This is a genomic window from Stenotrophomonas sp. YJH_SMC_65 (genome assembly GCF_059369475.1).
Genome location: NZ_JCAFSR010000012.1, coordinates 59,768 through 71,673, shown reverse-complemented (window position 1 = coordinate 71,673; position 11,906 = coordinate 59,768). Strand labels below are relative to the sequence as shown.

Annotated in this window: 11 protein-coding genes; 3 read left to right on the top strand and 8 right to left on the bottom strand. The window is 66.8% G+C overall.

Annotation, left to right across the window (positions count from 1 at the left end; all coding sequences use genetic code 11):
• Positions 1–4: 4 nt before the first annotated feature.
• Positions 5–709 (top strand): PA1136 family autoinducer-binding transcriptional regulator, encoded by a 705-nt coding sequence (locus tag AC5P7A_RS18925; RefSeq protein WP_014646795.1) that lies wholly within the window; start codon positions 5–7, stop codon positions 707–709.
• Between the two features lie 20 nt (positions 710–729).
• Here the strand turns inward: AC5P7A_RS18925 and AC5P7A_RS18920 are convergent, their stop codons facing one another.
• Positions 730–1,956 (bottom strand): cytochrome P450, encoded by a 1,227-nt coding sequence (locus tag AC5P7A_RS18920; RefSeq protein ID WP_049439203.1) that lies wholly within the window; start codon positions 1,954–1,956, stop codon positions 730–732.
• Positions 1,957–2,357: 401 nt separating this feature from the next.
• Between AC5P7A_RS18920 and AC5P7A_RS18915 the strand changes: the two genes are divergently transcribed.
• Positions 2,358–3,215, top strand: coding sequence for an endonuclease/exonuclease/phosphatase family protein (locus tag AC5P7A_RS18915; RefSeq protein WP_495220458.1), 858 nt, complete (start codon positions 2,358–2,360; stop codon positions 3,213–3,215).
• Positions 3,216–3,234: 19 nt separating this feature from the next.
• On the opposite strand, the gene AC5P7A_RS18910 is transcribed toward AC5P7A_RS18915, so the two are convergent.
• A complete protein-coding gene (locus AC5P7A_RS18910) occupies positions 3,235–3,498 on the bottom strand; it encodes a hypothetical protein (RefSeq protein WP_032959134.1) in 264 nt (87 codons plus the stop codon).
• 140 nt (positions 3,499–3,638) lie between these two features.
• Here AC5P7A_RS18910 and AC5P7A_RS18905 point away from each other — a divergent pair, with 140 nt between their 5' ends.
• Complete coding sequence (locus tag AC5P7A_RS18905; RefSeq protein WP_014646791.1) at positions 3,639–4,016, top strand: VOC family protein; 378 nt, start codon at positions 3,639–3,641, stop codon at positions 4,014–4,016.
• 41 nt (positions 4,017–4,057) lie between these two features.
• On the opposite strand, the gene AC5P7A_RS18900 is transcribed toward AC5P7A_RS18905, so the two are convergent.
• From AC5P7A_RS18900 to AC5P7A_RS18875, 6 genes are all read right to left on the bottom strand, one after another.
• Positions 4,058–5,479, bottom strand: a complete 1,422-nt coding sequence (locus AC5P7A_RS18900) for an efflux transporter outer membrane subunit (RefSeq protein WP_049404691.1) — start codon at positions 5,477–5,479, stop codon at positions 4,058–4,060.
• The gene (locus AC5P7A_RS18895) at positions 5,473–6,210 is read right to left on the bottom strand and encodes an SDR family oxidoreductase (RefSeq protein WP_049439198.1); all 738 of its coding nucleotides are present in this window, start codon (positions 6,208–6,210) and stop codon (positions 5,473–5,475) included. The genes AC5P7A_RS18900 and AC5P7A_RS18895 overlap by 7 nt, the downstream gene beginning before the upstream one ends.
• Positions 6,211–6,274: 64 nt before the next feature.
• Complete coding sequence (locus tag AC5P7A_RS18890) at positions 6,275–9,445, bottom strand: efflux RND transporter permease subunit (RefSeq protein WP_053495139.1); 3,171 nt, start codon at positions 9,443–9,445, stop codon at positions 6,275–6,277.
• 127 nt (positions 9,446–9,572) lie between these two features.
• Complete coding sequence (locus AC5P7A_RS18885) at positions 9,573–10,796, bottom strand: efflux RND transporter periplasmic adaptor subunit (protein WP_014646787.1); 1,224 nt, start codon at positions 10,794–10,796, stop codon at positions 9,573–9,575.
• Between the two features lie 91 nt (positions 10,797–10,887).
• On the bottom strand, positions 10,888–11,658 hold the full coding sequence (locus AC5P7A_RS18880) for an SDR family NAD(P)-dependent oxidoreductase (RefSeq protein ID WP_014646786.1): 771 nt from the start codon (positions 11,656–11,658) through the stop codon (positions 10,888–10,890).
• Positions 11,655–11,882 (bottom strand): hypothetical protein, encoded by a 228-nt coding sequence (locus tag AC5P7A_RS18875; RefSeq protein WP_041863314.1) that lies wholly within the window; start codon positions 11,880–11,882, stop codon positions 11,655–11,657. The genes AC5P7A_RS18880 and AC5P7A_RS18875 overlap by 4 nt, the downstream gene beginning before the upstream one ends.
• Positions 11,883–11,906: the final 24 nt, after the last annotated feature.

Genomic DNA, 11,906 nt, shown 5'->3' with positions numbered 1-11,906 from the left:
GCTAATGCCTGCGCTGGTGCCCGCGCTGCTGGAACTGGAACAGGCGCGGTCACTGCCCGCGGTGGGCGGCGTGCTGCGCGCCGCCGCCTCACCCCTGGGCTACGATCGACTGCTGGTGTTTGCCACCGGGACCGGGCTGGAACGCGACGCGCAGCGCGTGTACTGGATCGAGGGTGACTGGTTCGGCGACGGCAGCGATACCGGACTGGCCCGCTACCTGCATGCCTGCCCGGTCAACCGCCATGTACTGGACAGCAATGCGCCGTTCTTCTGGAGCAAGCGCCAGGGCGTGCGCGGCGAACGCTATCAGGTGGTGAAGCAGCCGCGCGGCGATGGCCTGCATGGGTTGCAGGTGCCGGTGTTCGGCCCGACCGGCCTGGAGGGTGCGGTCAGTTTCGCCGGCACCTCGATTGATGCATCCGCCAGCGCGCGCCTGCTGCTGGAAATGGTCGGAACGTCAGCCTTCCGTGCGGCGCGCCAGCTTGCCGAGGCGCCCGCGGATGTTCGCGCAGGCGCGTTGAGCGCACGCGAACGCGAGGTGCTGCGCTGGGTCGCCGCTGGACGGCGCCAGGCGGAGATCGCGGCCACGCTGGGGCTGTCTGCACGCACGGTGGAGAACCACCTGCGGCGAGCGCGACAACGGCTCGGCGTGGCCACCACCGCGCAGGCGGTGCGCGCGGCAGGCCGCCGTGGCGAGATTGAAGACTGAGCCAGGCAGTACAGATGCTGTCAGGCGTGCCGCGGCGTCAGCGTACCGATGAAATCGACCGGAATGGCAAAGCCTTCCAGCTGCATCCACGGTGTGGGCTCATCCTGTACCGTCAACTCGAAATCGCGGGTCACCAATGCGCAGAACAGCAGCAGCTGCGCGTGGCCGACCGCACTGCCGATGCAGGCCCGCGAGGAAAATCCGAAGGGCACGTAGGCCCCCTTGTTGGCCTGGCGTCGCTCCGGCAACCAGCGATCAGGATCGAAGCTGTCCGGGTTCTGCCAGTACTCCGGCGAATGATGCTGGAAGTAGGACGACAACTCGTACGCCCCGCCCTTGCGGATGCACACGCCCTCGATATCGATATCGTGCGAGGCCGGACGATGCAGGGCGAACAGTCCCGGCCACAGCCGCAGGGTTTCCTTGACGAAACGCGACGTGCACGGCAGCGACTTGATCGGCAGCGCATACAACTGCTCCAGGCTCAGCGCCGAGGTTTCCTCGCGGATGCGCGCCTGCCAGTGCGGAAATCGATGCATCGCGTACAGCAGGCTGGCCGCCGTGATGCCCGGCAGGCCCGACATGCCGGCCAGCACCATCGACACCAGATAGGCCACGCGGTCCACCCCGACCCGCTGCACCAGCGGCAGCAGGGATTGCAGGAAGTCCTCGCGTGGCACGGTCTGGCGCGCACGACGCCGGATGTGCCGCGACACCGTGCGCGCCGCGCGGCGGGAAAGATGGAAGTCGATGATCCGCCGCCAGAACGAGAAGTTCTGCAGCACGATGGCGTTGTATCGGGTCTTCTGCTCACCGATGAGCGCATCGACGTCGGATCGACTGAGGCCGTCGATCAGCATCGGCAACAGCGACTGCGAGATCGTCCACCAGCTCAGTTCGCTGAGGTCATGCGGCCTGTCCGCGCGCTGAGCAAGGAAGCCGTGCATGCGCGTGTAGAGGTCGCGCATGTGGCCGGGACTGGCCAGCCGCCCGGCCTGCTCGCTCAGCAACGCCCGCACCTCGCGCCACGCAACAGGGTCCCTGCCACTGCGCAGCCCGAGAAAATCAATCAGTGAATCCGGTACGGTGTGCCGGTCGGTGTTGGCCTTGTCGATCCTGACCGCCAGGGCCGGATCAAAGATGCCGACAACATCATTGTTGAAGCGCAGTACCGGCCCTTCGCGACGCACGCGTTCGAGCAGGTCGTCGATGGAAACCACTTCCGCATCCGCTGCACGCTCATCCATGCCCTGCCTCCAATGCCAGGGAAGATCATCGACCCTCCCTGGCGATGTCATCGAATACGTGGAGTCCTTCCGGTCAGAAGATATTCCAGTAGCGATACTTGGAACGGATGCACTGCGTGGAATTGTCCGAACGCAGGTTCAGCGACACCTGCAGGGCGCGAATCAATCGTGTCATGGCACAGCTCCTTGTGGTTCCGTGGATGGTTGCTGCGGTGCCGGGTTCAGTGGCCGGCAGCGCCGTTCTAGCACGCAGGCCCGCGCGGGCGGGTCAATGCGCTGTCAAAGGCCCTGCTGAATACGCCGCGGCGACCGGCGGATACCGCCAGCGCGCGCACAGCCATGAACAGGCAATCCGTGCGATGCTCTATGAAATCGTTTTCATGGAATGGAGGGATTCCACGATGTTGTCGCGTTTCCGTCGCCCTGTACTGTCTGCGCTGCTGGCGCTTGCCCTGCCTGCGACCAGCGCCTGGGCCGCAGCCCCCGCGCCGTTGAAGGTGATGTCGTTCAATGTGCGCACCCCGGCCGATACCGAGCCGGGCAAGCGCTGGCCCGACCGTCGCGACGCGATGGTGAAGGTCATCCTCGATGCGCACCCGGCGGTGATCGGCACCCAGGAACTGGTGCAGGAGCAGGCCGAGTACCTGGCAGGACACCTCCCCGGCTACCGCTGGTTCGGCGAGGGCCGCCGCGGCGGCAGCGGCGACGAACACATGGGCGTGTTCTACGACAGCAAGGTGCTGGCGATCGAGAAATCAGGCAACTTCTGGTTGTCCGATACGCCCGATGTGCCCGGCAGCATCACCTGGGGCAACCTGTATCCACGCATGGTCACCTGGGCGCTGTTCCGCCGCATCGACGACGGCCGCCGCTTCTACTTCATGAACACCCACCTGCCCTACCGCGACGAAGACGAGCCGCGGCGGGTCAAGGGTGCCGAACTGATCGGCAAGCGCGTGGCAAACCTGCCGGCCGATCTGCCCGTCGTGCTGACCGGCGACTTCAACAGCGAACCCGGCGGCGACACCTACAAGGCATTCACCCGCGTGCTGCAGGACACCCGTACCCAGGTGAAGGCTCCGCAGGGCCCGCGGCTGACCTTCCACGATTTCACCGGCAAGGCCACCGTGCAGCTGGACTGGGTCCTGGTGCGCGGCTTCCATGCGCGCAGCTTCCTGACCGATGACCGCCGCATCGGTGGCGTGCTGCCATCGGATCATTTCCCGCTGGTGGTCGAACTGGACTGGCCCAGGCACTGAGCAGCCACGGCAGCCGCCGCTACGGCGGTGGCTGCCGCGACAGCAGGCGATACAGCGCCTGATGCTGGTCGCGCGCCTGGCAGATGCGGGCCCCGATCGCCAGGAACACGGCCACGCCAATCAGGCCCAGCCCCAACATCGAATCCTGCAGGCGCAGGAAACCGACCGCCGCCGCCATCGTCGCCAGCACCAGCAGCACCACGACCGCCACTGACAGACCCGCACCGGGTGGACCCGGATCGCCGAACAACATCCGTTGGGTATCCCGCCTTCCATCCGCCATCGCCTGTCCTCCCGAGTGCCTGACCCACTTGTTACACGTCGGGCCGGCATTCCGGCAGAGTCAGAAACGTCACGAAGGTGAAGATGTACGCGGAACGCATCGCGTTACCCTGCCTCCTCCCCCGAACTGCGGAGCAGGACATGGCCCACCAGAGCCGGCTGGCTGGATTCATCATCGACTGCCAGGACCTTCCCGCCGACGCAGGTGCCGGCTTCTGGGCCGCCGCGCTCGGCCTGCAGGCACAGGCGGCGCGTGTCGAAGGGGGCGCCGAGTATGCCGACCTGCTGGGTGCACCGGCGGGCTTGAACGTGGAAGTCCAGCGGGTCGATCACCCGTCACGGGTGCACCTGGACATCGAGAGCGACGACATCGATGCCGAGGCCGACCGCCTGGAGAAGCTCGGCGCGCGCCGGATAGGCTTCGTCAAACGCTGGTGGGTGATGGAAGCACCGACCGGCCATCGCTTCTGCATCGTGCGCATGCGCGAGCGCGAGGTGCCGGCCAATCAGTGGCCCTGAAAGCAGGAGGGGACGGAAGCCGCTGCCTCCGTCCCCTGCGGTTACTGCACCTGCGCCACGCTCGGTTGCTGCGGTGATTGCCCCCAGCCGCCCAGCGCCTTGTACACGCCCACCACGCTGACATTGACTTCGGACTCGGCCGCCGCCAGGGCGTCATCGGCCGCCAGCTGCGTGCGCTGCGCATCCAGCAGGGTCAGGAAGTCTTCCGAGCCTTCGCGATAGCGGATCTGTGCCAGTGATTCGGCACGCCGTGCGGCCTGTGCCTGCTCGACCACGATCGCCAGCCGTGCCTGCTGCTTGGAATAGCGGGTCAGCGCGTTCTCGGTATCTTCCAGCGCCAGCAGCACGGCCTGCTCGTACTGCGCGGCCACGCCTTCGGCTTCAGCCTTGCTGGCACGCAGGCGTGCACGCACGGTACCGAAGTCGAATGCTGCCCAGCTCAGCGACGGGGTCAGCGACCAGGCCTTGTTGTTGCCATTGACCAGGCCACTGGCATCGCCGCCGAGGAACCCGACGAAGCCGGACAGCGACAACCGCGGGAACAGGTCCGCGGTGGCCACGCCCACGCGTGCGGTCGCAGCCGCCAGGCGACGCTCGGCCGCGCGCACGTCGGCGCGCTGGCGCAGCAGTTCGCGGGTATCGCCCAGCGGCAGCGCCTTGGCGAAGGCCGGCACGTCGTGCGGCGCGAGCATGTCGGTCAGCACTTCCGGGCGCTGGCCGAGCAGCACGGCCAGCCGGTTGCGCGACTGCGCCTCGGCCACTTCCAGCAACGGGATGTCGGCCTCGATCGCCTTCAGGCGGGCGCGGCTGCTCTGCACATCCAGCTCGCTTCCCGCGCCCAGTTCCCAGCGCGCCTCGGTCAGCTTCTGCGTATCGCGCAGGTTTTCCAGCGTGTGCTGGGCGACCGCGATGCGCTTCTGCGTTCCGCGCAGCTCGAAGTAATTGCGTGCCACTTCGGCGGCGACCAGTACCTGCGCATCGGCCAGGTTGGCCTGCTCGGCACCGAGGTCGGCGCGGGCGGCCTCAGCGGCACGGCGCTTGCGGCCGAACAGATCCAGCTCCCAGCCGGCGTCGAAGCCGAGCTGGTAGCTTTCACTGAACACCCGCTGCCCACCCAGCTGCGGATCGGGTTGCTTGCGGCGGTCGTAGCTGCCGCCAGCGGTGATGTGCGGCGCCTGGTCGAAACGGCTTTCGACGAACACTGCGCGGGCCTGGCTGACGCGGGCCACGGCTACGCGGAGGTCCAGGTTGTCCGACAGGGCGCCATGCACCAGCTGTTCCAGCACCGGATCATCGAACTGCGCCCACCAGCTGGCCACCGGCGAAACGCTGCTGAAGACCGGCTGCTGTGCGCTCTGCAGGACCACCGGTTCCTGCACCGGTGCCTTGTAGTTCGGGCCGACGCTGACACAGCCTGCCAGCACCAGGCTGGAGACGGCCATCGCCAACGTGCGGATCACCATGGCAGCACCTCGCCCAGGTAGGTGAAGCTGCCGCTGGCACCGGATTCGCCGATCAGCGCCATCTGCACGCTGGAGCGCGCGCCTTCGGCGATTTCGATTTCGCCGTTGCCGCCGTTCATGTCGGTCTTCACGTAACCCGGATGCACGGTATTGACCTTGATCGGGGTGTTGCGCAGCTCGTAGGCCAGGCTCAGGGTCCAACTGTTCACCGCGGCCTTGGACGCGTTGTAGGCGGGAATCTTGAAGTGGTAGATGCCCGATGAGGGATCCGCGTGCAGGGTCTGCGAGCCGAGCATGCTCGACACGTTGACGATGCGCCCGGACTTGGCCTGCTTGACCAGCGGCAGGAATGCCTGGGTTACTGCGACCAGCGCATACACGTTGGTGTCGAAGGTACGCTTCCAGGTGTCGAGCGACTGCTCCGACGGCGCCTGCGCCGGGTTCTCGATCATGATGCCGGCATTGTTGACCAGGATGTCGAGGCGGCCGTGACGCTGGCGCACCTGCTCGACCGCTTCGGCGATGCTGGCCGCGTCGGTCACGTCCAGTTGCAGGGCTTCGACCGGCAGGCCTTCAGCCTGCAGCTTCAGTGCCAGCTCCACCGCCGTATCGCGCTTGCGACCGGCCAGCAGCGTATGCACACCTGCCTGGGCCAGCTGGCGCACGGTTTCCAGGCCGATGCCACGGGTGGCGCCGGTGACCAGCGCGATCTTGTTCTGATGGGTATTCATGGATGCATGCCTTGAGAGGGGAAAGCCGCCGCCGGCCAGTGACCGGCGGCGACGGGGTTCCATGTCAGTGATGGATGGTCGGCTCGCCGTGCTGCACCAGCTGGCCACCGCCGTTGCGGGTGACGAACTTGCGCAGGGCCACGTAGAACACCGGGGTGAGGAACAGGCCGAACAGGGTCACGCCCAGCATGCCGGCGAACACGGTGATACCGGTCACCGAGCGCACCTCGGCACCCGCGCCGTGCGACAGCACCAGCGGCACGGTACCGGCGATGAAGGCGATGGAGGTCATCACGATCGGGCGCAGACGCAGGCGGCAGGCTTCCAGCGCGGCTTCAACGATGCCCTTGCCGCCCATCTCCAGCTCTCTGGCGAATTCGACGATCAGGATCGCGTTCTTGCACGCCAGGCCCATCAGCACCACCAGGCCGACCTGCACGAACACGTTGTTGTCGCCACCGGTCAGCCACACGCCGAACAGCGCGGACAGCAGGGTCATCGGCACGATCAGGATCACCGCCAGCGGCAGCGACCAGCTCTCGTACAGCGCGGCCAACACCAGGAAGGCCAGCATGATCGCCACCGGGAACACGATGAAGGCCGCCTTGCCCTGGGTCGCCTGCTGGTAGCTCAGGTCGGTCCATTCGGTGGTCATGCCCACCGGCAGCACCTTGCCGGCGATCTCGGTCAGCTTGTTCATCGCCTCGGCCGAGGACAGCAGGCGCGGGTCGGCCTCACCGGCCAGGTCTGCTGCCGGATAGCCATTGAAGCGCAGCACCGGGTCCGGGCCGAAGGTCTGCTTGATGGTGACCATCGAACCGATCGGCACCATTTCGCCGCGGTCGTTGCGGGTACGCAGCTTGCCGATGTCCTCGACCGTCTCGCGGAACGGACCGTCGGCCTGGGCGATCACCTGCCAGGTACGGCCGAACTGGTTGAAGTCGTTGACGTAGGCCGAACCGAGGTAGGTCTGCAGGGTGTCGAACAGCTCGGTGAGCTGCACGCCCTGCGCCTTGGCCTTGACGCGGTCCACTTCGGCATCCAGCTGCGGCACGTTGGCCTGGTAGCTGCTGATCGGGAAGGCCATGCCCGGCGTCTGCGCAACGGTGCCCTGCATTGCCTGCACCGCATTCTGCAGCGCGCCGTAACCCAGGTTGCCACGGTCCTCGATGAACATCTGGTAGCCGTTGCCGTTGCCCAGGCCGAGGATCGGCGGCGGCATCATCGCGAACGCGAAGCCTTCCTGCAGGCCGGCGATCTTCTGGTTGATCTCGGCATTGATCTGTGCGGCGGTGCGGCCATGGCGCTCGGCGAACGGCTTGAGCGGGATGAACGCCACACCGGTGTTCGGCGTGTTGGTGAACTGCAGCGCGTTCAGACCCGGGAACGAGATGGTGTGGGCCACGCCATCGGTTTCCTGGGCGATCTTGGCGACCTTGCGCAGCATTTCATCGGTGCGCGCGATCGACGAACCTTCCGGCAGCTTTACACCGGCGATCAGGTACAGCTTGTCCTGGGTCGGGATGAAGCCCGGCGGCACCAGCTTGAAGATCACGCCGGTACCGACCAGCAGGATCGCGTAGACCACGAACACCGCGCCACGACGGCCGAGGATGCGGGCTACGCCACGCTCGTACTTCTCCGAGCTGGACTTGAAGAAGCGGTTGAACGGACGGAACACCCAGCCGAACAGGCGGTCGATCAGGCGGCTCGGCGCATCCTTCGGAGCACCATGGGCCTTCAGAAGGCGCGCGGCCAGGGCCGGCGACAGGGTCAGCGAGTTGATCGCCGAGATCACCGTGGAGATGGCGATGGTGACTGCGAACTGCTTGTAGAACTGGCCGGTGACGCCGGACAGGAAGGCCATCGGCACAAACACGGCACACAGCACCAGCGCGATCGCCACGATCGGGCCGGAGACCTCGCGCATGGCCTGGTGGGCCGCCGCGGTGGGTGACAGGCCTTCCTCGATGTTGCGCTCGACGTTCTCCACCACCACGATCGCGTCGTCGACCACGATGCCGATCGCCAGCACCAGGCCGAACAGGCTCAGCGTGTTGATCGAGAAGCCCAGCAGGTACAGCGCGGCGAAGGTACCCACCACCGACACCGGCACCGCGATCAACGGGATGATCGAGGCACGCCAGGTCTGCAGGAACAGGATCACCACCAGCACCACCAGGGCGATGGCTTCCAGCAGCGTGGAGACCACGGCCTTGATCGAGTCGCGCACGAAGATGGTGGTGTCATACACCGCTTCGTACTTCACGTCGGCCGGCATGGTCTTCTGCATCTCGTCCATCGTCGAGATGACCTGGTCACGAATCTCCAGCGCATTCGCACCGGGCGACTGGAAGATACCGATACCGACCGCGTTCTTGCCATCCAGCTGCGAGCGCAGGGTGTAGTCACCGGCACCCAGTTCAAGGCGGGCCACGTCGGCCAGGCGCACGATCTCGCCATCGGTGCCGCTCTTGAGCACGATGTCGCCGAATTCCTTTTCGGTCTTCAGGCGGCCCTGGGCGTTGATCAGGGTCAGGAACTGGCTGTTCGGCAACGGTTCGGCACCGAGCTGGCCGGCCGAGACCTGCACGTTCTGCTCGCGCATGGCACGCACCACGTCGCTGGCGGTCAGGCCGCGCGAAGCCACCTTGTCCGGATCCAGCCAGGCACGCATGGCGTAGTCGCCGCCGCCGAAGATCTGCGCGTCACCCACGCCCGGAATACGCGCCAGCGCATCCTTGACGTGCAGGCGGGCGTAGTTGCGCAGGTACAGGGTGTCGTACTTGCCTTGCGGCGAGGTCAGGTGCACCACCATCAGGAAGGTTGGCGACTGCTTCTGCGTAGTCACGCCCTGCCGGCGCACGTCCTCGGGCAGGCGCGCCTGCGCCTGCGCCACGCGGTTCTGCACCTTCACCGCCGCCGCGTCCGGATCGGTACCGGGGCGGAAGGTGACGGTCATCTGCAGCACGCCGTCCGAGCCGGCGACCGACTTCAGGTACATCATGCCTTCGACGCCGTTGATCGCTTCTTCAAGCGGCGTGGCGACGGTCTCGGCAATGACCTTGGGGTTGGCGCCCGGATACACCGTGCGCACGACCACCGACGGCGGCACCACTTCGGGGTACTCGCTGATCGGCAGGATTGGAATCGTGATCAGGCCTGCGGCGAAGATCACGATCGACAGCACCGCCGCGAAGATCGGCCTGTCGATGAAGAAACGGGAAAAGTCCATGGAGGAATTCCTGGGAAAGGCGTCCGGCGGGCAACAGCCACCCTGCCCCTCGCCGGGATGACGAAGGCAGGGAAGGCTGCCGCTGGCGCCGGCAGCTAAGCGGGGACGCGGATCAGGAGCCGGCGGATCAGTGGTTCAGGGCGGCGGTGGCATCGCGGCCCGGTGCCGGCGCAGCCTGCGGCTGCATCGCCACGGCCTTGGCCTGCACCGGCATGCCCGGCATGAAGACCTTCTGCACGCCGTCGATGATCACCTTGTCGCCGGCGGCAAGGCCGTGCTCGACAATGCGCAGGCCGTCGGCGGTGCGGCCGAGCTGGATGTCGCGGCGCTGGGCCTTGCCATCCTTGTCTACCACGTAGACGTACTTGCGGTCCTGGTCGGTCAGCACGGCCTTGTCATCGATCAGCATGGCCTGGAACTGGCCGCTGCCAAGCAGCTGCACGCGGGCGAACAGGCCCGGCGTGAACTGGCGGTCGGCGTTGTCCAGCAGCGCACGGACGCGGATGGTGCCGGTGCTGCGGGCCACCTGGTTGTCGAGGAAGTCGACCTTGCCCGCATGCGGGTAGCCCTCTTCGCCGGACAGGCCGACCTTCACCGGCAGCGCGCTGTCACGCTCGCTGGGGCGCTCGCCCTTGCGTGCCATCTGTGCATAGCGCAGGAAGGTGCTTTCGTCGGCATCGAAGTAGACGAACACGGTATCCAGCGAGACCAGCGTGGTCAGCACGCTGGCACTGTCGCCGGCGGTGACCAGGTTGCCGGCGGTGACCATCGCGCGGCCGGCGCGGCCGTCGATCGGTGCACGCACCTTGGTGAACTCCAGGTTGAGGCGGGCGGCATCCAGCGCCGCCTGCGCGGCCTGCACGGCGGCTCCGGACTGGTCGGCCGCGGCACGACGCTGTTCGGCGGTCTCGGTGGAGATCGCCTGCTGCTCGGACAACCGCTTGGCGCGCTCGGATTCGCTGCGGGCCAGCGTGGCCTGGGTGCGGGCGCGGGCCAGCTCGGCGGCGGCGCGATCGTACTCGGCCTGGTAGCTGCGCGCGTCGATGGTGAAGAGCACTTCGCCCTTCTTCACTTCCTGGCCTTCGACATAGTTGACCTTGTCGATGTAACCGGACACGCGCGGGCGCAGTTCAACGCTCTGCACCGCTTCGACGCGGCCGCTGAACTCGTCCCACTGGCTGACCTGCTTGACCAGCACCGGCGCGGCGCTGACCTGCGGCGGCGGCGGAGCACCGGCCTCTTCGGCATGGCCGCCGCTGCAGGCCGCAAGCACGGCCGCGGCGAGGATCGACACGCCGACCATCGCGATGCGATGGCCGAAACGATGTGGGGTGGTATTGGGGGAAGTCATGGCATGCATCCGTACGGAGGGGTGGTACAGCTATATGAGAACGTGTTGCAAAAATCGGCGGCGCATACTGCGACCTCAACCATGGTCGAGGTCAAGCGATGCCCGCGGTATCGCGCCACAGTGGAGGGACATCCAGGTGCAGCAGGCCGCGCGGCAGTTCGGCATCGCTGCTGTCGCAGCGGACGATGGCGCGGTTGTCGCGGCAGCCGTCCAGCAGGGAGACCACACGACGACCGACCAGCAACGAGCTTGGCCACTCGATGCACGCATTGGCCGCGTTGGCCGGGGTGCACACCGGACTGCAGACTTCCAGCATCTGCGCGCGCACACCCAGTGCCTGCGCTTCCTGGTGCACCACCTGCGCGTACATGCGCAGCGCGGCGGTGGTGATCGAGGTCTCGCCGTAGCCCGCCCAGGGCTTGGCGTTGGCCGGGCTGCCGATCATCACGTAGCGGCGTGCATGCACGTTGTCCTGCAGCAGTGGCAGCAGGTGACGCACCGCGTGCACGTGCGGCATCAGGTCGGCCTGCATCGCCCCCAACAGCTCATCGCCATTGCGGTCGGTCACCCGGCCGCGACGGTAGGGGCCACCCATTGCGGCGATGACCGCCGCCAGCGGACGCGGGCGCTGCGCGATGCGTTCGGCCAAGGCACGTGCCGAGCCGTCATCGCTGAGCGAGCCCAGCAGCGTCTCCAGGCCAGGCTCATCGGCGAACTGCTCATGCAGCGCCGCCAGCCGACCCGGGTCGCGGCCAACCACCAGCACAGGGCTGCCGGCTTCCAGCAATGCGCCGACCACGCCCTGGCCGACGGCACCGGTGCCGCCGAGGACCAGGACTTCGGGCGTCAGTATCCCATTCACGGGACATTTCCTCCCAAATCCGGGATAGTCCCGATCCGGCGCAGCCGGTCACCCTTGTGCGGGGCCAGGCGGATGGCACCGCCACGCTGCTGACGCATGGGCGCGGTAAACTCACGAAAGTCCTTGTGTACCAAGGAACTCGGACGGGCTTCGACGGTCATCGCCAGGTCCAGGGTGTTCTGGCCGACATGCCGGAAGCGAGCAAGAATGTTGCGCAGGCTCATGGCGAGGGGGCTCCATTTCACGAA